The following is a 20,409-nucleotide window of genomic DNA, read 5'->3' as shown; positions in this document are numbered from 1 at the left end:
GACCCCGGCTACAGAAAGTGCCCTCTGAACTGGAAGGATAGGAGTTCTGACGCTTCTATCACTCGGTTCGAGAGGGCACCTCGCAGGTGAGAATACGCCAGGACGCGCCGGTGGTGCGCGCGACGTTCGACGATCCGAATCTGGTGTCGTGTGCCGGTCTCGTTCCGGTGATGCGCCTTGCCGAGCAGGCCGGTCTGCACGACGCGGTCGCAGACCGGGTCAGGCTACCGACGGACAAGGGCGCGAACCCGGCCGGCAAGGTCGCCACGATCGTGGCCGGGATGCTCGCGGGCGCGGACAGCATCGACGACCTCGACATCGCCCGGCACGGCGGCATGCGGTCGCTGTTCGGCGGCGTGTACGCGCCGTCGACACTCGGGTCGTTCCTGCGTACGTTCACCCACGGGCACGTACGGCAGTTACAGGCCGCCGCCCGCGACACCCTGATCGGTCTGACCGGCCGGGCACCGATCCTGACCGGCGCCGACACCCTGTGCTTCGTGGACATCGACTCCATGCTGCGGCGGGTGTACGGCAAGCAGAAGCAGGGCATCGGGTTCGGCCACGCCAAGGTCGGCGGCTACAACGTCTACCTGCGCGGCTACAACCCCCTGGTCGCGACGCTGTCCACCCCGCTGTCCGCGCCGGTGATCGCCGCCACGAGGCTGCGGTCGGGTAACGCCGGCTCGGCCCGGGGCGCCGCCACCATGATCGCCGAGGCCATCACGACCGCCCGGGCATGCGGCGCTTCGGGGGAGATCATGGTGCGAGCGGACTCGGCGTTCTACGCCAAGACGGTGATCAGCGGCTGCCGGCGTCGTGGCGTGCGGTTCTCGGTCACCTGCCGCATCGACCCGAAGATCCGCGCCGCGTGCGACGGCATCGCCGCCGACCAGTGGGTCGACATCACCTATCCGCAGGCCGTCTGGGACGAAGACGCCGGCCGGTGGATCTCCGACGCGCAGATCGCCGAAACCACGTACACCGCGTTCGCCGGCACCCGACACGAGGCGACCGCCCGGCTGATCGTGCGCCGCGTCCGCCGCGACGACCCGCAACAGATCCCCGGCCAGGACGAACTCCTGCCGACCTACCGGTACCACGCCGTGTTCACCGACAGCCCGTACACCCTCGTCCAGGCCGAAGCCCAGCACCGGCAACACGCGATCATCGAGCACGTCAACGCCGACCTGATCACCGGGCCCCTCGCCCACCTGCCCTCCGGACACTTCAGCGCCAACGACGCCTGGCTGACCTGCGCCGCGATCACGCACAACCTCACCCGCGCCGCCGGACACCTCGCCGCGGGCACCTGGTCGACCGCCAGACCCGCCACCATCCGGACCCGGATCATCACCGTCGCGGCCCGCCTCGCCCACCGGGCCCGCACCATCCACCTACACCTGCCCGAGTACTGGCCCTGGCAGGCGGCGTTCGACAACCTGTTCACCGCCGTCCAGCCGGCACCCGGCTGACCACACCCCACCAGCCGAAACCAGGCGGCCCGACCACAGGCCACAATCCCCGTTCCACCTCGAACCCTCACCCTCGGAGCAAGCCGATCACGTGATCGGCGACTCCCTCACGCCCGCCCCACCACCCCAATACAGAAATGTTCAACCAACATTTAGCGGCAACCGCGTCGGTGGATCGAGGCTCAGCGTCGCCAGCGAGAGCGGCCCGCCGAGGCCAGGGTGGAGACCCACGCCACGGTCGGGCACCACCCGGATCCGGATGTTCGGCTGGTGGCTGGCGTCGACCAGGTAGCCGAGCTGATCCTTGAGAACGTCGCGTGACCCCTGATGAAGCGCGATTTCACCGATCAGGCAGGACAGCTCGACCGGCTCGTCGCGATTGAACACCGCCGTCTGCCGTTCGAGACGGATCCGTACCAGATCGTCGATCTTGCTCTTGTTGGCTGGCACGGATGCGAACAGCTCACGCATGTAGGGCTCTCGCTGCAGCAGCCCTGGCATGATCGACAGATCCCAACAGCGGAGCAACGCCGCGCGCCGTTCATGATCAGCCCAAGACCGCAGCCACGGTCGGCGGTCTGAGCGAGCTTCCTCGGCCAGTTGCTGGATCTTGTCACCGGAGTTCAGCACCTCGTCGAGCGCCTGCGCGGTGTCCTCCTTCGGCACCAGTCGACCGGTCTCGAAGCTGGCTATCAGCGACTTCGACACGCGGAGCGCCTTTGCCAGCTGCGTCTGGTTCATGCGCCGGGTCAGTCGGAGCCGTCGAAGCTCTGTCGTGAGTTCACTCATGATTATCACCTCGAATACCCAGAAGTGGTAGCGGGTTCAACGAGGTTCATCTTCTAACGACACCGACTGATAGTCCAGCGTGGAAGTAGACCACCGGGTGAATTGCCGTGGATGCTGAAATCGGAGCGCTTCTCGCAGCAGCGCTTTTTGATCAAGGAGCGGGGGTGAGTAGCTCGTCGATCTGGTTGATCGCCGAGGTGGAGCCCTCCACCATGCCCATGTCCAGCACCTGTTGCAGGGCCTCGGCAGACTCGTACCTGCCCACGTAGGTCGCCCGGGTGCCGCCGTTGTGCTCAGCGAATGTGTACGTGTTTCGAGAGGTCGGCATCTCCGACAGTGGCTTGAAGTCCATGTCCGCGAAGCCGTCGTCGAAGGAAAAACTCGTCGGCTCGTCCACGGCGGTGATCAGCCAGTACCCGGCGTGCTTGTCGCCCTCCGGGCCGGTCATGTAATAGGTTACGCGACCGCCGGGCGTGAGGTCGTGGTCGACCACGGTCGCCGGGTACGTCGGCGGTCCCCACACCTTCTCCAGTTGGCGAGGGTCGGCGTAGACCTGCCAGACCCGCTCCACCGGCGCGGCGAAGTCCGCGGTGATGGTCAGGGTCCTGTTGTCAAGGTCCTGCTGGACGTCGGTCACGGGCATTGTTCGGTCCTTTCGTCGGGGTCGTCTGCGACCCATCGGGGTCGGCTGCGAGCAGCGCGTCGATGCGTGCGATGCGGCCACGCCAGATGTGTTCGAGCTCGGCGAGCATGGCCGCCACCGAGCGCACCGCCTGCACGTCGCCGCTGGCCAGCTGCTCGCGACCACTGCGTCGCTTGGTCAGTAAACCGGCCTTCTCCAGCACGGTGACGTGTTTCTGTACGGCGGCGAAGCTCATGTCGTACTTGGCGGCGAGCGCGGAGACGGAGTGCTCCCCGGCCAGCACCCGGCGCAGGATGTCGCGCCGGGTGCGGTCGGCGAGCGCGTGGAACATGGCGTCCGCCCGGTCCGCGCTCTCCTCGATCACCACGCCAATATACAACCAATCGGTTGTACGTTGTCAAGGCCATCGAGTGCCTCGGTCACTGGCTTTAGGCTGGCCGGATGGATCACCCCGACCCGTCCCCGCGTACGCCGTTCTGGTTGGCCGGCGAGCCGGCGCACGGTGACGCGCCACTGGCCGTGCACCACCCGTACGACGGTCGGCTCGTCGGACAAACCAGCTACGCCACGCCCGACCAAATCGAGCAGGCGGTCGCCGCCGCGCACCGGGTCGCGCCGCAGGCCGCCGCGCTGCCCGCGTACCGCCGGGCGGGCGCACTGGACCACATCAGTGCCCGGCTCGCGCAGCGGGCCGACGAGATCGCCCGGCTGATCACCGCCGAGAACGGCAAACCGATCAAGTGGGCCCGCGTCGAGGTGGCCCGCGCCGTCTCCACATTCCGCTGGGCAGCGGAGGAGGCCCGGCGGTTCTCCGGTGACCTGCAGCGCCTGGACACCGACCCGGCCGCCGCCGGCCGGATCGCGGTGGTCCGCCGGGTGCCGCGCGGCCCGATTCTGGGCATCTCGCCGTTCAATTTTCCGCTGAACCTGGTGGCGCACAAGGTCGCCCCGGCGATCGCGGTCGGCGCACCGATCATCGTCAAGCCGGCCCCGGCGACCCCGCTGACCGCGCTGCTGCTCGGCGAACTGATCGCCGAGGCAACCGAGCCGGCCGGAGCGGACGCCGTGCCGGGCAGCGGGTCAGCCACCGGCTTGCCCGCCGGGATGGTCTCGGTCCTGCCGGTGCCGAACGACAGGGCCGGCGACCTGGTCGCCGACCCACGCCTGCCGGTGGTGTCGTTCACCGGCTCCGGGCCGGTCGGCGCGCTGATCCGTCGCTCAGTGCCGGACAAGCACGTCACCCTGGAACTGGGCGGCAACGCCGCTGCGGTGATCTGCGAGGACTGGACCGGTGACGAGGAACTGACCCGGGCGGCACAGCGGATCGCCACCTTCGCCAACTACCAGGCCGGGCAGAGCTGCATCGCGGTGCAACGGGTGTACGTGCACGAATGGCTCTACGACGGCTTCCTGTCCCGGCTCGTCGCCGCCGTTCAGGCGCTGCGGGCCGGTGACCCGGCCGACGACGCCACCGACATCGGGCCGCTGATCAGCGAGGACGCCGCGATGCGCGTCGAGTCGTGGGTGGACGAGGCGGTGGCCGCCGGGGCGACGATCGAGGTCGGCGGCCGACGCGACGGCGCGACGTACCCGCCGACGGTGCTGACCGGGGTGCCGGCCGGCGCGAAGGTGCTGACCGAGGAGGTCTTCGGCCCGGTGCTCGTCGTGGACCGGGTGGAGAACGACGAGGCCGGGTTCGCGGCGGTCAACGAAGCGGCGTACGGGCTGCAGGCCGGCGTGTTCACCCACAACCTGCAGACCGCGTTCACCGCGCACCGCGTCCTGCAGGTCGGCGGGGTGATCGTTGGTGACGTCCCGTCGTACCGGGCCGACCAGATGCCGTACGGCGGGGTCAAGGGCAGCGGTGTCGGCCGCGAAGGGGTCCGCAGCGCGATGGACGACTACACCGATCCCCGGGTGATGGTCCTCACCGGACTCGACCTCTGACCTGGCCCCTCGCAGGTTAGGCGACGGCCAGCAGGTCGGCACCGATCAGCGGTGCCCAGAACCGACTCGCCGACTCGATGTCGTTGCACCAGGTCATACCGTCGCGGCTGCCGTCGCTGTGCGCGATCAGCACCTTGCCGTCCGGCATGGCGAACGCCCAGCCGACGACGTCGTCGACCGCTTCGCCTGTGTCGACCGCTTCGTCCGCGTGGGGCAACTCGTCGTAGTCGTCCTCGATTCGGTACGCAGTGACGTGTGGTGATGTCATCGTGTTCTGTGGTCACCAGTCATGCAAGTGCATTGAGTTGCACCATCTGAACTACTGGTAGCTGACGTCGCGCTTTCGGCAAGCGAGACTGGCGTCCATGCATCAATGTCAAGGAGGTGCCTGATGGTCGTCGGATCGCCGCCGACGGTGCGACGCCGGCAGCTCGGTCGCGAGTTGCGCGCCCTGCGGGAGACATCCGGCCTGCTCGCCGAGCAGGTCGCCACCGAGCTGCGCTGCTCGACCGCCCGGATCAGCCGGATCGAGACGGCCCGGGTCAGGATCTCGCCCGGCACCGTCCACGAGCTGCTCGACGTCTACGGCATCGAGGGCCCCGAGCGGCAGCGGCTGGTCGCCCTGGCCCGCCAGGCACAGGAGACCGGCTGGTGGCAGGAGTACAGCGAACGTCTCACCTGGGAGTACTCCACGCTGATCGCGTTGGAGAACGACGCCGCCGAGCTGCGCTGGTTCGAGCCGTCCGTGCTGCCCGGCCTGGTGCAGACCGAGGAGTACGCCCGGACGGTCATCCGCAAGACCCTGCCCGGCCACAGCGCCGAGACCATCGAGGAGAAGGTCGGCGTACGGATGGCCCGGCAGCGGGTGCTGAGCCGCGAAACCGACCCGGTGCGACTGTGGGCGGTGCTCGACGAGGCGGTGCTGCGCAGGCTGGTCGGTGGGCCGGAGCTGATGCACCGACAGCTGCGTCACCTGGTCGACCTGTCCACTTTGCCGACCGTACGGCTGCAGGTCCTGCCCTTCGCACGCGGTGCCTCAGCCTGCATCACCGGGCCGTTCACCGTGCTGACCTTCCCAGAGACCGCCGACGCCGACGTGGCCTACGTCGAGAACGAGGCCGGCGACCTCTACGTGGAGAAGCCGGCCGGCGTCGCCCGGTATAACCTTGTCTTCGACGACCTGCGGGCGGATGCGCTCGGCTGCGACGACTCCCGGGCGTTCATCGCCGAGGTCGCCGACGGGCTGACCTGACGCGTCGCTGACAAGGAGCACCGCATGTCCACAGCAGACTTCACCGGGGCGGGCTGGCGCAAGAGCAGCTACAGCGGCGGCAACGGCAGCTGCGTCGAGGTCGCCGTCGTCGGCGGGACCGTCGGCGTACGGGACTCCAAGGACCCGGCCAGCCCGGTGCTCGCCTTTACCGCGACGGACTTCGGGCGGTTCGTCGCCGATGTCCGGGGCGGCGTACTGCGCGGTCCGGGCGCGTAGCCGAAGCGCGGTAGCCTGTCGCGCGGTGGCGTCCGAGGCGCGGGTGCCGGCGACGCGGGAGGCGAGGCGGAGATGTCGGTACGGCGTGGCGCGGCTCGACTGGCGACGGTGCTCGCACTGACCGTCGGCACAGCGGCGCTCGCCGCAGGCCCCGCCTACGGCCAGGACGAACGGGTACGGATCGGCCTGCCGAGCAAGTTCACGGCCGGTGAGAAGGCCGGTGGGGTGACCGTGAAGGTGACCAAACGCACCGACGGGTGCGTGGCGGTGCGTACCGCGCTGGCGATCCGGCTGCCCGGTGTCACTCCCGACCAGGTCGGCGTGCAGGCCCGGATCGACGACGACTGGGTGACCGTGCCGCTGTGGGACAACGGCGACGGGCTGCTGCTGACCGAGCACACCGCGCCGGAAAAGGACGAACTGTGCAAGGGCAAGAGCCGCTCGGTGCGCTACCGGATGGCGTTCCGGGCCGGTGCGCCGGCCGGAGTCGCGCACATCGTCGGTGAGGCGTACACGGCCGGCGGGGTGCTGCTCGGCCGGGAAGCCGGGGCGAAGCGGGTCGGTGGCCGGCTCGCCGGCACCTACCAGCCGGGTCCGCCGACCCCGTCGCCGAGCGCGGAACCGACCCCGGAACCGACGGTCGACAGCGCGGCCGCCGAGCCGAGTGACGCGCCGGCCGTACTGCCGGACCAGGACCTGCTGGCTGCGGCCGGCACCGCCGGCGGGCCGGCCGGTGACGACGGTTCCGGCATCGGCACCGGGGTGATGGCCGCCGGGATCGGCATGGTCGCTGTCGGCATCGCACTGCTGGTGCTGCTGGTCCGCAGGTTGCGTCCGACCCGGTCGGCTCCCGGCGGTACGGGTGGTCCTGGTGGGGATGTTGGGGACGGTGGGGCGACCATGCTGTTGCCCCGGATCCGGCGCTGACCAGCGGCTCGGCCCGGCAGCGGCGTACCCGGCCGGAGGATGAACATCGTGCTGCCGGAGGATGGACCGTCAGCCTTGGCCGAAGGCGCCGCCCGCTGCTCCGTTACCCTCACTCGTGTTGGCATCGGCACGGCTGAGGAGCGAGACCTTGTCTGACTTGTCCAAAATCGTCAAGGCCTACGACGTCCGTGGCACCACTCCGGATCAGCTGAACGAGACCGTGGCCAGGGCCATCGGCACCGCGTTCGTGCAGATCCTGGCCGAGCGCGGCGACAAAGCCGACCGGATCGTCATCGCCCACGACATGCGTGAGTCGTCGCCGCCGCTGGCCGACGCGTTCGCCGCCGGGGCCACCGCCGCCGGTGCCGAGGTGCTGCACGCCGGGCTGGCCTCCACCGACCTGCTCTACTACGCCTCCGGCGCGCTGGAGCTGCCCGGTGCGATGTTCACCGCCAGCCACAACCCGGCCCAGTACAACGGCATCAAGATGTGCCGTGCCGGGGCCGCGCCGATCGGCCAGGACTCCGGGCTGACCGACATCCGGGACCGGGCCCAGGCCCTGCTCGACAGCGGCGAGGTACCGTCCGGCGGAGACCAGGTCGAGCGGCGTGAACTGCTCGCCGACTACGCCGCGCACCTGCGTACCCTGGTCGACCTGTCCGCGATCCGGCCGCTCAAGGTGGTCGTCGACGCCGGCAACGGGATGGGCGGCTACACCGTGCCGGCGGTCCTCGGTGACACGGTGCTGCCGGCCCTGCCGCTGACCATCGTGCCGATGTACTTCGAGCTGGACGGCTCGTTCCCGAACCACGAGGCGAACCCGCTCAACCCGGAGAACATCGTCGACCTGCAGAAGGCGGTCCGGGAACACAACGCCGACCTGGGGTTGGCGTTCGACGGCGACGCCGACCGCTGCTTCGTCGTCGACGAGCGCGGCGAGCCGGTCTCGCCGTCGGCGATCACCGCCCTGGTCGCCGCTCGGGAGCTGGCCAAACACCCCGGTGAGACGGTCATCCACAACCTGATCACCTCTAGCGCGGTGCCGGAGATCGTCCGGGAGAACGGCGGCGAGCCGGTGCGCTCCCGGGTCGGCCACTCGTTCATCAAGGCCGAGATGGCGCGGACCAACGCGGTCTTCGGCGGTGAGCACTCGGCGCACTACTACTTCCGGGACTTCTGGTTCGCCGACACCGGGATGCTGGCCGCGATGCACATGCTGGCCGCACTCGGTGAGCAGGACAGGCCGCTGTCCGAGCTGGCCCACGAGTTCGAGCGGTACGTCGCCTCCGGTGAGATCAACTCGACGGTCACCGACCAGCAGGCCAAGCTCGCCGAGATCAGGACCGCGTACGCCGACGCCGACACCGACGAGCTGGACGGGCTGACCGTCCGCTTCGACGATGGTGCCTGGATCAACATCCGTGCCTCGAACACCGAGCCGTTGCTGCGGCTCAACGTGGAGGCGCCGACCACCGAGCGGATGGCCGAGCTGCGCGACGGGGTGCTCGCGCTGGTTCGCGGCTAGGATCTTCACCGGAGGCGCACCCCGGGACGGGGTTCGCCGGCGAGACACGTGGAAGGAGCCATCCGATGGCCCTGGATTCGCAGCTGCTGGAGATCCTCGCCTGCCCGGACACGCACCACACACCGTTGACCTACGACGCGGACGCGGCGACCCTCACCTGTCCGGAGTGCTCGCGGATCTTCGAAGTACGGGACGGGATTCCGGTGCTGCTGCTGGACGAGGCCCGCCGGCCCGGCGAGGCCGGCTGATGGCGGTTCCGATCGACGGCACGTCCGGGGTGGTGGGTCGGCGGGTCGCCGACGAGGCGCTGCTCGACGACGTGGACGGGCTCAACTCGACCGATCCCGGCGGCATGCTGCGGTTCACCGCGTCAGCCGGTGCCCAGGTGCGCGAGTCGGCGGCGCTGGCAGCCGAGGCCAACCTCGGCATGCTCAGCGACGAGGGGCGGCCCCGGGCGGTGGTCATCGCCGGTATCGGTACCGCCGGGCGGACCGGTGACGTGCTGGCCACTGTGGCCGGACCGCGCTGTCCCGTACCGGTGATCCCGCACCGCAGCTCCGGGGTGCCCGGCTGGGTCGGCGCGGCCGACGTGGTCATCGCGGTCAGCGCTTCGGGGCGCAGCCCGGAGGCGCTGGGTGCGGCTCAGGCCGCCGCCCGGCGCGGTGCCCGGCTGGTCGCCGTCGGGCCGCCCGACTCGCAGTTGCAGTCGGTCGCCGAAGGGGTACGCGCCCCGTTCGTCCCGGTGCCGCGCCGCGCTCCGGCCCGGGCCAGCCTCTGGGCGTTGACCGTGCCGGTGCTGCTGGCCGCCCGGGCGTTGGGGCTGGTCAAGGTCAACGAGGCGGATCTGGCGGAGACGGCGGCCCGGCTGGACGCCGACGCCGAGCGGTGCCGCCCGGCTGCCGAGTCGTTCGTCAACCCGGCGAAGGCTCTCGCTCTCGGGCTGGCCGGCTCGGTGCCGATCGTCTGGGGCTCGTCGCCGGTGGCGTCGGTCGCCGCCCGTCGGTTCGGTGACACGCTGTCGACGAACGCCCGCTATCCGGTGGTCACCGGGGCGCTCGGTGAGGCCGGCCGGGGTCGGGTTGGGCTGCTCGACGGGGTCTTCGGCGGCCTGGGGGAGTCGACCCGGGACATTTTCGCCGACCCGGACGACGACGATGACAAGTCCGAGTCGCCGACCCGGTTGCGTCTGGTGCTGCTGCGTGACGGTGGGTTGAACCCGGAGGACGACGCCGACGAACCATTCGTGGTCGAGGAGCGCCGGGCCGAGGCGGTGCAGACCCTGGCGGACCGGCGCGGTGTGCGGTGCGACGTGATCACCGCGGAGGGCGGTTCGGCGCTGGAACGGCTCGCCTCACTGATCTCGGTCCCCGACTTCGCCTCCGTCTACCTGGCGCTGGCACACCATCTGGACCCGATGGCGGTGCCGGCGGTGAGCGAGATGAAGGAACTCTCCACCACCTGAGGCGGGCGTCGTGGAACTGTTGACCGGCCGGATCCGGGACTACGCATGGGGGTCGCGGACCGTCATCGCGCAGCTGCAGGGGCGCCCGGCTCCGGCACCCGGGCCGGAGGCGGAGCTCTGGCTGGGTGCCCACCCCGGCGCGCCGTCCCAGGTGCGACGGGGCGGGGCGCTGGTCGGGCTGCCGGAGCTGATCGACCAGGATCCGGTGGGCTGGCTGGGTGAGACGACCGCGACCCGGTTCGACGGGCGGCTGCCGTACCTGATGAAGGTGCTGGCCGCCGAGACGCCGCTGTCGTTGCAGGCGCATCCGGACGCGGCGCAGGCCCGCGCCGGGTACGCCGCGCAGTCGAAGCAGCCGTCCACCTCGGCGGTGCGCAACTATGTCGACCCGCACCACAAGCCGGAGCTGCTGGTGGCGCTCAGCGAGTTCGACGCGCTCTGTGGCTTCCGGGCGCCGCAGCTCTCCGCCGAGGTGCTGGCGGCGTTGGGTGTCGACGAGCTGGAGCCGGTGACCAAGGCGTTGCGGGTCGGACCGGGCGGGCTGCCGGAGGCGTTGGAGCGGTTGCTGCGGTGGCCGGTGCCGCAACGGCCGGCTCTGGTCGCGGCGGCGGTGGCCGGGGCCGACCGGTTACCGACGCGGTACGCCGCCGACGCGGCGCTGCTGCGCCGGCTGGCCGGGCACTATCCGGTCGACCCCGGGGTGCTGGTGGCGCTGCTGCTCAACCAGGTCACCCTGGCTCCGGGGGAGGCGATCTGGATGCCGGCCGGCAACCTGCACGCATACCTGCGGGGTGCCGGGGTGGAGATCATGGCGGCCAGCGACAACGTGCTGCGCGGTGGGTTGACCCCCAAGCATGTCGACGTCGCGGAGCTGCTGCGGGTGTTGCGCTTCGAGGTGCTCGACGACCCGGTGGTACGTGCCCGGCCGGTCGCTTCCGGGGTGGTCACCTGGCCGGTGCCGGTCGCCGAGTTCGCGCTGCACCGGGTTGTGCTCGACGCCGGGGTGCGGCAGGCGTCGGTGCCGGTCGACGGCCCCCGGGTGGTGCTCTGCGTTGCCGGTGAGGTCACCGTCGACGATGGTGTGGCGGCGGTTCCGATCCCGTCCGGGCAGGCGGCGGTGGGGCCGGCGGGTGGGACGCCGCTGGTGGTCTCCGGCACTGGTACGGCGTTCGTCGCCTCGGTCGATCCGTCGATCGACTAGCCGGCTAGCTGGTCGCGGACAAGCACGCGGGGCGGCCGGGTGAGCGTCCGCTCCGCTCACCGACAGCCGCCCCGCGCATCCCCCCGGTTTGGTTCCCCCGCGCGTCAGCGTGACGATCGTCGTGACGCGACGTAGTCATAGATTTGCAGTGAGTAGTCAGACTGTCAAGCTAATCCGGAAATTACCGACTCGTGGCGTGTCGGCGGGGTCAATCCTTTGATCGGCTGCCCGGTCGCACCCAGGTCCAGATGCAGTACGCCAGCCAGCCGAGCGCCAGCGCGGTGGCCAAGGGACGCAACCCGACCGCGTTCAGCAGGATCACCAGGGCAAGGACGACCAACCACGGGAGGAATGCCTTCACCGCACCGATGCTGCCACACCTGGCCAGCCGCAAGCCGGTTCACGACAGTGCGGATCCAGCCGGCCGATCCCGGTCGGATGATGCGTCGTCGGTGCGCAGCGTGCTGGCGACCGGTGGACGGCGTACCCCGGTCCAGTCCGGCTGCTCCGACGTCGGGCCCAGCCAGGGCGGCCGCGGCCAGCTGCCGCGCGGCCAGTCCGGCCCGTCCCGCTGCGCCGGCGCGACCGACTCGGGCGCAGCGGCCCGGACCGGCACCGCCGGACGCGGGGCGCTGGTCCGCGCCGGACTCACCGCGGCGAGTTCCGGCCAGAGCGTGGCGGTCACCGCCCTGGTCCGGGCCAGCCGCTGCGCCGACCGGCGACGGCGTTCGGCGAGAACCGCCGCCAGGTAGGCCCAGTCCGGGACACCGGCCGGCGGCGGGGGAGTGACCACCGCCGCGACCTGCTCGGTCACCAACCGGACCAGGTCCGAGCGGGCCGGTTCGGCGAACCCGTGCCCCCGGGCGAGCAGATGCCGTACATCCTGCGCGAGGTCGTCGTCGAGGCGGCGCAGGTCGAGGGTACGGGCCCAACCGGCGAGCACCGGCGGCATGTCCGGCACCCATCCCCAGGCCGCCGGGGCGCGATCGTGCACCACGACCGTGCCGGCGGCCAGGTCCCCGAGGCGTTTGCCGTCCCGGTTGGTCACCATCGTCACCAGGCTGGCCAGCCAGGTGAGCGGCGGCAGCAGCAGACCGGGCCACTCCGCCGCCACGCCGACCAGGGCGCGGGTCAGCGAGTGCCGGAAACGTGGCGGGCTGCCGTCGTCGCGTAGCACCCGGATGCCGACCGCCAGCTTGCCGACGGTACGGCCGGCGTTCAACGTCTCGCTCAGTACCGGGTATCCGACCAGCACCAAAACGGCGCCGACCGTGAGCAGGGCCTGCCCGAGCGCCTGGTCCACCTCGATGGACGCGCGCATCGACGCGAGCAGCAGCCCGACCAGGACCGCCAGCACCACCGCGATCAACGCCTGCACGACGAGGTCGACGAGCAGGGCCAGTAGCCGTGAGCCGAGCCGGGCCAGCCGTACCTCCACCTCGACAGCCTCGCCGCTGACCAGCCTGCCGCCCCCGGTTGTCTGCATGGCCACCCTGCCAGTGAACACTATGGGACGGGAGGTGACCGTGGACCTCGACGCGTACGTGGCGGAGCACGAGCCCCAGTGGCGACGACTGGAACAGCTCGTGCGTGCCCGGCGACTCACCGTCGCCGAGGTGGACGAGCTGGTCGCGCTCTACCAACGGACCGCCACCCACCTGTCGGCGGTCCGCAGCCGCTCGCCGGACCCGGCGCTGGTCGCCCGGCTGTCCCGGCTGGTGCTGGCGGCCCGCGCTCGGCTCACCCGGGGCCGGGGATTCTCCTGGGCCCGGGTCGGCCGGTTCTTCAGCGTAGGGTTCCCCCGGGCGGTGTTCCAGGCGGTGCCCTGGTGGGCGGCGGTGGCCGTCGCGTTCTGTACGCTCACCGGCTTCCTGATGTGGTGGGTGGCCGGCAACCCGGACAGCGCCCGGCTGCTGATCGGTGACCAGGCCGCCGCTGAGCTCGCCGAGTCGAGCTTCGCCGGCTACTACACCCGGTACGCGGCACCGAACTTCGCCGCCCAGCTGTGGGCCCACAACGCCTGGCTCGCCGCGCAGTGCCTGGCCGCCGGGGTACTAGTGGTCCCGGTGCTCTACCTGCTCTGGGTGAACGCGCTGAACCTCGGGGTCACCGGTGGGGTGATGATCTCGTACGACCGGGCGGACGTCTTCTTTGGACTGGTCACGCCGCACGGTCTGCTGGAGCTGACCGGCGTCTTCATCGCTGCCGGCGTGGGGCTGCGGATCGGCGGGGCGTGGATCGCGCCGCCGGCACACCTGACCCGGGGCCGGGCGGTCGCCGAGGCCGGGCTCTCCGGCGTACTGGTGGCGCTCGGGCTGGTGCTGCTGTTCGCGGTGGCCGGGCTGATCGAGGCCTTCGTCACCCCGGCGCCGCTGCCGACCTGGCTGCGGGTCGCCATCGGGGTCGCCGCCTGGCTCGCTTTCCTCGGCTACGTACTCATCCTCGGCTCCCGGCAGCCCGCCGACCCGGCCCTGACTCGTACCGTCGACGGCGGCCGGGTTCAGAGCCGGCCGAGCAGTTTCAGCTGAAGGTAGAGGTCGGCGAGCCGGCCGGCGAAGCTCGGCGCGGCCGCGTCCAGCACCGGGACGCCATGCCGACGCAGCGCGCCACCGACCCGGTCCCGCTCGGCCCTGGTCCGTGCCGCGGCGGCGGCCAGGTGCGCGTCGGCGACGTCGCGCACCGGCCCGTTGGCGACGGCCGGCACCGCCGGATCCCCGATCGCGGCGACCACCACCTGGTGCCGGGCGACGAGCCGGGGCAGCACCGGCAGCAGTCCGTCGCCGAGCGCAGCCGGTTCCAGCGCGGTGCAGAGCACCACCAGGGACCGGCGACTCTCCCGGCGGAGCACCTCACCGACCATCAGTTCGTGGTCCGTCTCCACCAGCGCCGGTTGCAGCGCCGCCAGTTCGGCGATCAACCGCAGCAGCAGCCTCTGCCGGTTCGCACCGAAGATCCGCGTTCGGACCCTCGTGTCCACCGCCAGCAGGTCGAACCGGTCACCGGCCCGGTGCGCCAGCGTGGCCAGCAGCAGCGCGGCGTCGATCGCCACGTCCAGCCGGGGCTGGTCTGCGACGCGGACCGCCGACGTGCGCCCGGTGTCCAGCACGAACACCACCCGCCGGTCCCGTTCCGGGCGCCAGGTCCGGACCAGTACGTCGGAGCGCCGGGCGCTGGCCCGCCAGTCGATCGACCGTACGTCGTCGCCGACCACGTACTCGCGCAGGTTGTCGAACTCGGTGCCCTGCCCCCGTCCCCGGGTCGCCCGCATGCCGTCGATCACCCGCAGCCGAGCCAGCTTCTCCGGCAACAGCCGCCGGGAGTCGAAGCGGGGCAGCACCCGCAGCGTCCACTGCGGGGTGGGCGGGCGTCGGCGGCGCTGCCGGAACGCCAGCCCGAGTGGGCCGGTGGACCGGACGGTCACCTCGACGGCGCGTCGGTCGCCGCGGCGGGTCGGGTTGAGTACGGCGGGCAGCGCGGCGGTGGCTCCCGGTGCCAGCCGTACCCGCCAGATCGGTCCACAGCCGACGGCGCCGGCAGGGTGAGCGGCGGCGCGAACGGCGGAATCGGCGCCAGCGCTTTCGGCGGGGGCGGCGCCGGCCGACGGGGTCCAGGCGTCGCGGACCTCGGCCCGCAGCCGTCGTCGGGAGCCGTTGCGCAGCCGCAACGTCACCGTCGCCGCAGTGCCGAACCAGCTGGTCCGGTCGCCGTCGCGGCGCAGCTCCAGTGCGCTCAGCGGGGCGGCCCACGCCAGGTCGATCAGCGCGAGCAGGACCACCGATCCGGTGCCGACCACCAGACCCACCCATGGCCGCGGCCACCACGGCAGGGTCACCGCGCCGATCCCGAGCAGCATCGCCGCCCGCCAGGTCAGCACGGCGGCCGCCCGGCCCCGGCCGGCGGCGCCACCGACCTGGTCATGGTGGCGTCAGGCCCGGTCACCGTGGCGTCGGGACGGTGCCGAGCACCGATTCGAGTACGGCGTCCTCGGTGACCCCCTCCAGCTCCGCCTCTGGCCGCAGCCGGATCCGGTGCCGCAGGGTGGCCCGGGTGACCGCCTTCACGTCGTCCGGTGTGACGTAGTCGCGGCCGGCCAGCCACCCCCACGCCTTGGCGGTGTTGAGCAGCGCGGTGGTGCCCCGCGGTGAGGCACCGAGCGCCAGCGCGGGAGCCGTCCGGGTGGCCCGGCACAGGTCCACGATGTAGCCGAACACCTCTTCACTGACCCGTACCTGCCCGATGGCCCGACGGGCCGCGGCCAGGTCGGCTGCCCCGGCGACCGGGCGCACCCCGGCGGCGGCCAGGTCCGCCGGATCGAATCCGGCGTGGTGGGCCCGCAGCACGCCCAGTTCCTCGTTCCGGCTGGGCAGCGGTACGGACAACTTGAGCAGGAACCGGTCGAGTTGTGCCTCCGGTAACGGGTAGGTGCCCTCGTACTCGATCGGGTTCTGGGTGGCGGCCACGATGAACGGTGCCGGCAGCGGCCGGCGGACCCCTTCCACCGAGACCTGATGCTCCTCCATCACCTCGAGCAGGGCCGACTGCGTCTTCGGCGGTGTCCGGTTGATCTCGTCGGCGAGCAGCAGGTTGGTGAAGACCGGGCCTTCCCGGAAGGTGAACGCAGCGCTTCGTGGATCGAAGATCAGTGACCCGGTGACGTCGCCCGGCATCAGGTCCGGAGTGAACTGCACCCGCTTGGCGTCCAGATCCAGCGCTGCCGCGAACGCGCGTACCAGCAGCGTCTTGGCGACGCCGGGCACGCCTTCCAGCAGCACGTGCCCACGGCAGAGCAGCGCGATGACCAGACCGGTGACCACGGCGTCCTGCCCGACCACGGCCTTGGCGACCTCGGCGCGCAGCCGGCGTAGCGCGTCGCGGGCCGCGTCGTGGCTGGCGAGGTCGGTGCCGAGGCCGGCGCCGCCGCCGCTGTGCTGGCCGGCGACGCCGCTGCTGTGCTGGCCGGCGGCGGGGCCGCTGTGCCGTTCGGCGGGTACGGCGTCCGCCGGACCGGTCACGCTGGGTCGGGTCACCAGGGTTCTCCTTCGATCGCGGATGGGGACCGGGGCGCCGGAGCCACCGGCCCGTCGGGCGGGGTCCGGTCCGGCCCGTCGGACGGTTCGACGCGGTTGGCCGAACCGGCGACCTCGGCGGGCAGGGCGGCCAGCCGCCGGGCCAGGTGCAGCAGGTCGCCGTCGGTGGTGGGCGGCGGCCCGTACAGCAACGCGTCGATCTGCTCGGCGGACGCCCCGGTCCGGGCGGCAACCGCCGCCACGACGTCCGCCGGTTGGGGTTGATCCGGCAGAGTCAGCATCGGGACGAGCCGGGCCAGTGCGGCGGTACGCAGGATACCTGCGGTTGGGGCCCGTTCCCGGGACCGCCGGTAGAGCTGGCCCCGGCCCAGCATCGTCTCGGCGACCGGGACCGTCACCGGCAGCGCCTCGGTCACCGGCGGACCGAACCGGCGGGCCCGCCACAGCAGCAGCACCAGGGCGGCGACGGCCAGTTGGGCGAGCAACGCCCAGAACCACGGCGGGAAGGCATCCAGCAGGGTGTCCCGCGAGGGCCGGACGTCACTGGCCACGGGTCCCTGCGGTTGCCCGGTCGGCTGGACGCTGACCTGCGGGCCGGCGCCGGGGTCGTCCTCGCCGAGGTGGATCGAGGGCTGCTGCACCGGCTCGCCGGGCTCTGGCGGGGTGTCCGGGCGGGCAAGGTCGAGCCAGACCACCCGCGCACGGGTGCCGAGCAGCTCGGCGGCGAACCGCGCGTTGCGGTGCTCGTCGAACCGGTCGTTGCGGAACGGGTCGCTCGCCCCGACCACCACCAGCTCGGCCTGCCCCCAGTCGAGCCGGGCCAGGCCGGCGTCGAAGCACAGGTCGAACCGGTCCGGGTCGATCCCAGGTGGGGCGGTGTAACGCTGCCGTACGGCCGCCGCCGGTCCGGTGCCGGCCACCTCGGGCAGTGCGCACGGCCGGCCGTCGTGGCCCGGATCGTCGACCCGGGCCGCCCAGCGCCGGGTGCCACGCTCGACCGGCAGTGGCTCGCCGCGTAGCAGCCGGGCCGGCGGATCGACCAGCAGCACCCGGGTCCCGGCCGGCATCCGGCCGAGCGCCCGCAGGTAGTCCGGATGCACCAGGGTGGGTGCGGGAACGAACAGCGTGGTGGGCCCGGTCAGCGCGGCGCGGATCGCCTCTACGGTCCCGTCGGCGGAGTGGACGGCGACACCCGCGCCGCGCAACGCGGCGGCCAGGTCGCTGCCGCCGTCCGGGCCGCGGTTGGTCGGAGAGAGGAAGCCGGGCCGGGTCGGGTCCGGGTGGGTCAGCTGGTACGCCACGGCGGTGCCGACGATCAGCACGCCGACCACCGTGAACGGGATCGCGATCCGCAGCCACCGCAACCGCCGCCGTGGCAGCCCTTGGCGGCGGGCACCGGGCCGGGTCACCGTCGCCGGCCCGGTCGCTGGTCGGCGGGCCGACGGTCCTGGTCGAGCACGTGACGAAGCTGGCCGGCGAGTTCGCGCATCCGCCGGTCGTGGCCGGCCAGCGCGGGGTGCTCGCCGTACCACACGTCGCTGAAGATGCCGCTCGCCTCGGTCAGCACGGGGTGGGCGGCCGGCTCGGCCCGCCCGGCCACGTCGGCGAGTTCGGTGACGGTCCAGCTGGGGCGGTCGGTGAGCACCCCGTGGTCGGTGATCTCCACGACCATCGCGCGCAGCCGTTCCCGGACCGCCTCGGCGTACCGGCCCTGGTCGGCGTACCGGTCGGCGAGTGCGGCCGGAACGTCGGTCGACCGGGGCGGCGGCACCGGCGAACCACCGGGACCGCCGGCGGTGGCCGCCGGCCGGCGTCGCCAGCGGCGTGGGTCGAACGCGGCCAGCCAGCGGCGGGGGCGGAGTGCGGCCAGCCAGCGGCGTGGATCGAACGCGGCCAGCCAGCGGGGCAGGCCGGACGGTGCCGGCCGCCAGCGGCCCGGCCGGCGCAGCCAGCCCCATGGACCGGGCCGGCGCCGTGGCCACCAGCGGGGCCAGTGGAACCAGCCGAGGGCGGCCAGCGTGGCACCGGCCACCAGCAGCACCGTGGCAAGGGGCAGCGGGACGACGTCGCCGACGGCGGCGACGAACTCGGTCCACCAGCGGCTCACGGTCGCGATCACCTGCCGGCCACCAGAGATCCGGCGTTCGGTGCCACCGACGCGGCGGCCCGGGAGGCGGCCGTCGGGGTCGACGCCCGCCGCAGGCGGATGTCCAGTCCTTCGGTACGCATCCGCGTCTCCACGTGCAGGACGGCGTCCAGACAGGCGAGTGCCGGGTAGCCGACCGCGTTGAGAAGTGTCCAGCCGGCGACGGTGGCGACGGCGAGCCACGGCGCGTCCCGGTCCACCAGGTTCAGCGCGCCGATCGCCAGGCCGGCGCGGATGGCGAACCAGATCAGGTAGCCCAGGACGCGGATCAGTCCGGCGCGCAGCCCGGCGCGGGTGGCGAGCGCGGCGGACCGGGCCAGCGACTGCCAGACCGGCACCCGGTCCAGCACCACGGCTGGGACCGCCAGCCCGAGGACCGCGTACCCGATGAACCAGACCGGCCCGGCGAGCGCGGCGGTGAACATGATGGTGCCGGCCGCCCAGGCGACCAGCAGGACTGCGGCGAACCGGCCGCCGCGCGGGTCCAGCAGCCGCGCCCCGGTGCGGCGCCGCCCGCCCAGCGCCGCCCCGGCCGCCCGCGAGGTGAGGCCGCTGAGCAGGGCGATCACCGTCACCTCGAGGGCCGCCCCGGCGGCGAGCAGCAGCCAGTAGACGCCGAGCCGGTTCCAGCTCGGCAGGTACGCCGGGGCGGTGGCTCCGGCCGCCTCGCGCAACGGGAGCAGCAGCAGTTGCTCACCGAGAGCGAGTACGACGCCGACGGTCAACAGGACGGGCGCGTGGCCGCGGAGCAGACCCACGGCTGCGTCCAACAGTTCGCCCGTGGTGAGCGGGCGCAGCGGCAGCACGTCGGGCGGGTCGGCGTGATCCACGCGGACTCCTGATGACGAGGTGGTCGATGGTTCGGACGGGACGCTGGCCTACCATCGTGGCACGCGGAACGCCGTCAGCTGCTGTAGGGCGGTGCGGCGTCCGGAATGTCATGACCGTGCGGGGATGTCATGACCGCGCCCGGGTCGCTGCGACCGGTCCGGCCGGTGGCGGTCCCCCACCGCTGGAACCGGGATGGAATATTGGTCACATGAGAGCCCGCGTGCTGGTTGTCGATGACGATCCCGCCTTGGCGGAGATGATGGGTATCGTGCTGCGCAGCGAGGGCTTCCTGCCGTCGTTCGTTGCCGACGGTGAGCGGGCGCTCGCCGCGTTCCGGGACAACCGGCCGGACATCGTGCTGCTCGATCTGATGCTGCCCGGGATGAGCGGGATCGACGTCTGTCGGGCGATCCGCTCCGAATCGGGCATCCCGATCGTCATGCTCACCGCCAAGAGCGACACCGTCGACGTCGTGCTCGGCCTGGAGTCCGGCGCCGACGACTACGTGGTGAAGCCGTTCAAGCCCAAGGAGCTGGTCGCCCGGATGCGGGCCCGGCTGCGCCGGGGCGAGGACGTCGCGCCCGAACTGCTCACCATCGGGCCACCGGGGAACCAGATCACCATCGACGTGCCGGCGCACACCGTCAGCCGCGACGGTGACGAGGTGAAGCTGACTCCGCTGGAGTTCGACCTACTGGTCGCGCTGGCCCGTAAGCCGCGCCAGGTGTTCACCCGTGAGGTGCTGCTGGAGCAGGTGTGGGGCTACCGGCACGCGGCCGACACCCGGCTGGTGAACGTGCACGTGCAGCGGCTGCGCGCCAAGATCGAGCCGGATCCGGAGCGACCCGAAATCATCCTCACCGTTCGAGGCGTGGGCTACAAGGCAGGCACCGGCTAGCCTGGTCGGTACTGTGGCTGGCCGATCCCGCACCGTGTCCGACCTGTTC

The 20,409-nt window shown here is 72.1% G+C and carries 22 protein-coding genes; 11 read left to right on the top strand and 11 right to left on the bottom strand.

Annotation, left to right across the window (positions count from 1 at the left end):
• Positions 1-86 precede the first annotated feature (86 nt).
• The gene (locus EDC02_RS22905) at positions 87-1,475 is read left to right on the top strand and encodes an IS1380 family transposase (RefSeq protein WP_199757464.1); all 1,389 of its coding nucleotides are present in this window, start codon (positions 87-89) and stop codon (positions 1,473-1,475) included.
• Between the two features lie 141 nt (positions 1,476-1,616).
• Here EDC02_RS22905 and EDC02_RS22900 read toward each other — a convergent pair whose 3' ends face one another.
• From EDC02_RS22900 to EDC02_RS22890, 3 genes are all read right to left on the bottom strand, one after another.
• Positions 1,617-2,264, bottom strand: a complete 648-nt coding sequence (locus EDC02_RS22900) for a helix-turn-helix transcriptional regulator (protein ID WP_123603732.1) — start codon at positions 2,262-2,264, stop codon at positions 1,617-1,619.
• 151 nt (positions 2,265-2,415) lie between these two features.
• Positions 2,416-2,907: an SRPBCC domain-containing protein gene (locus EDC02_RS22895; RefSeq protein WP_123603731.1), complete on the bottom strand. Its 492-nt coding sequence runs from the start codon at positions 2,905-2,907 to the stop codon at positions 2,416-2,418.
• Positions 2,876-3,271 carry a helix-turn-helix transcriptional regulator gene (locus EDC02_RS22890; protein ID WP_233606235.1) on the bottom strand — a complete coding sequence of 132 codons (396 nt, stop codon included), beginning with the start codon at positions 3,269-3,271 and terminating at the stop codon, positions 2,876-2,878. The genes EDC02_RS22895 and EDC02_RS22890 overlap by 32 nt, the downstream gene beginning before the upstream one ends.
• A 77-nt stretch (positions 3,272-3,348) precedes the next feature.
• On the opposite strand from EDC02_RS22890, the gene EDC02_RS22885 reads away from it, so the two are divergent.
• Positions 3,349-4,854, top strand: coding sequence for an aldehyde dehydrogenase family protein (locus EDC02_RS22885; RefSeq protein WP_123603730.1), 1,506 nt, complete (start codon positions 3,349-3,351; stop codon positions 4,852-4,854).
• A 16-nt stretch (positions 4,855-4,870) separates the two neighbouring features.
• Here EDC02_RS22885 and EDC02_RS22880 read toward each other — a convergent pair whose 3' ends face one another.
• Positions 4,871-5,122: a hypothetical protein gene (locus tag EDC02_RS22880; protein WP_123603729.1), complete on the bottom strand. Its 252-nt coding sequence runs from the start codon at positions 5,120-5,122 to the stop codon at positions 4,871-4,873.
• Between the two features lie 123 nt (positions 5,123-5,245).
• Between EDC02_RS22880 and EDC02_RS22875 the strand changes: the two genes are divergently transcribed.
• The 7 genes from EDC02_RS22875 to manA all read left to right on the top strand — a co-directional run bounded on the left by EDC02_RS22875 (position 5,246) and on the right by manA (position 11,458).
• Positions 5,246-6,106: a helix-turn-helix transcriptional regulator gene (locus EDC02_RS22875; RefSeq protein ID WP_158632274.1), complete on the top strand. Its 861-nt coding sequence runs from the start codon at positions 5,246-5,248 to the stop codon at positions 6,104-6,106.
• 24 nt (positions 6,107-6,130) lie between these two features.
• A complete protein-coding gene (locus tag EDC02_RS22870; protein ID WP_123603727.1) occupies positions 6,131-6,343 on the top strand; it encodes a DUF397 domain-containing protein in 213 nt (70 codons plus the stop codon).
• 72 nt (positions 6,344-6,415) lie between these two features.
• The gene (locus EDC02_RS22865; protein WP_123603726.1) at positions 6,416-7,270 is read left to right on the top strand and encodes a hypothetical protein; all 855 of its coding nucleotides are present in this window, start codon (positions 6,416-6,418) and stop codon (positions 7,268-7,270) included.
• Positions 7,271-7,418: 148 nt separating this feature from the next.
• Entirely contained in the window at positions 7,419-8,795 is a 1,377-nt protein-coding gene (locus EDC02_RS22860) for a phosphomannomutase/phosphoglucomutase (RefSeq protein ID WP_123603725.1), read from the top strand.
• A 65-nt stretch (positions 8,796-8,860) separates the two neighbouring features.
• Positions 8,861-9,043 (top strand): Trm112 family protein, encoded by a 183-nt coding sequence (locus tag EDC02_RS22855; RefSeq protein ID WP_123603724.1) that lies wholly within the window; start codon positions 8,861-8,863, stop codon positions 9,041-9,043.
• The gene (locus EDC02_RS22850; RefSeq protein ID WP_123603723.1) at positions 9,043-10,257 is read left to right on the top strand and encodes an SIS domain-containing protein; all 1,215 of its coding nucleotides are present in this window, start codon (positions 9,043-9,045) and stop codon (positions 10,255-10,257) included. Before EDC02_RS22855 ends, EDC02_RS22850 begins: the two co-directional genes overlap by 1 nt.
• 10 nt (positions 10,258-10,267) lie before the next feature.
• Complete coding sequence (gene manA / locus EDC02_RS22845) at positions 10,268-11,458, top strand: mannose-6-phosphate isomerase, class I (protein WP_123603722.1); 1,191 nt, start codon at positions 10,268-10,270, stop codon at positions 11,456-11,458.
• A gap of 208 nt (positions 11,459-11,666) precedes the next feature.
• Here manA and EDC02_RS40950 read toward each other — a convergent pair whose 3' ends face one another.
• On the bottom strand, positions 11,667-11,819 hold the full coding sequence (locus EDC02_RS40950; protein ID WP_199757736.1) for a hypothetical protein: 153 nt from the start codon (positions 11,817-11,819) through the stop codon (positions 11,667-11,669).
• Between the two features lie 39 nt (positions 11,820-11,858).
• Positions 11,859-12,944, bottom strand: a complete 1,086-nt coding sequence (locus EDC02_RS22835; RefSeq protein ID WP_123605062.1) for an RDD family protein — start codon at positions 12,942-12,944, stop codon at positions 11,859-11,861.
• Between the two features lie 22 nt (positions 12,945-12,966).
• Between EDC02_RS22835 and EDC02_RS22830 the strand changes: the two genes are divergently transcribed.
• A complete protein-coding gene (locus EDC02_RS22830; protein ID WP_233606234.1) occupies positions 12,967-13,986 on the top strand; it encodes a stage II sporulation protein M in 1,020 nt (339 codons plus the stop codon).
• On the opposite strand, the gene EDC02_RS22825 is transcribed toward EDC02_RS22830, so the two are convergent.
• The 5 genes from EDC02_RS22825 to EDC02_RS22805 form a co-directional block, all read right to left on the bottom strand.
• Positions 13,959-15,329 (bottom strand): DUF58 domain-containing protein, encoded by a 1,371-nt coding sequence (locus EDC02_RS22825; RefSeq protein WP_123605060.1) that lies wholly within the window; start codon positions 15,327-15,329, stop codon positions 13,959-13,961. The two genes, EDC02_RS22830 and EDC02_RS22825, sit on opposite strands and share 28 nt — an antisense overlap.
• A 64-nt stretch (positions 15,330-15,393) precedes the next feature.
• The gene (locus EDC02_RS22820; RefSeq protein ID WP_123605059.1) at positions 15,394-16,314 is read right to left on the bottom strand and encodes a MoxR family ATPase; all 921 of its coding nucleotides are present in this window, start codon (positions 16,312-16,314) and stop codon (positions 15,394-15,396) included.
• A 167-nt stretch (positions 16,315-16,481) separates the two neighbouring features.
• Complete coding sequence (locus tag EDC02_RS22815; protein WP_123603720.1) at positions 16,482-17,894, bottom strand: DUF4350 domain-containing protein; 1,413 nt, start codon at positions 17,892-17,894, stop codon at positions 16,482-16,484.
• Positions 17,891-18,604: a DUF4129 domain-containing protein gene (locus tag EDC02_RS22810; protein ID WP_233606233.1), complete on the bottom strand. Its 714-nt coding sequence runs from the start codon at positions 18,602-18,604 to the stop codon at positions 17,891-17,893. Before EDC02_RS22810 ends, EDC02_RS22815 begins: the two co-directional genes overlap by 4 nt.
• A complete protein-coding gene (locus tag EDC02_RS22805) occupies positions 18,601-19,461 on the bottom strand; it encodes a hypothetical protein (RefSeq protein ID WP_199757735.1) in 861 nt (286 codons plus the stop codon). Before EDC02_RS22805 ends, EDC02_RS22810 begins: the two co-directional genes overlap by 4 nt.
• Before the next feature lie 209 nt (positions 19,462-19,670).
• On the opposite strand from EDC02_RS22805, the gene mtrA reads away from it, so the two are divergent.
• Positions 19,671-20,360 carry an MtrAB system response regulator MtrA gene (gene mtrA / locus EDC02_RS22800; protein WP_123603719.1) on the top strand — a complete coding sequence of 230 codons (690 nt, stop codon included), beginning with the start codon at positions 19,671-19,673 and terminating at the stop codon, positions 20,358-20,360.
• Positions 20,361-20,409: the final 49 nt, after the last annotated feature.

The sequence above is a fragment of the Micromonospora sp. Llam0 genome (genome assembly GCF_003751085.1).
Classification (GTDB): domain Bacteria; phylum Actinomycetota; class Actinomycetes; order Mycobacteriales; family Micromonosporaceae; genus Micromonospora_E.
The sequence above is the reverse complement of the archived record's forward strand: the minus strand, read 5'-3'. Positions and strand labels throughout refer to the sequence as shown.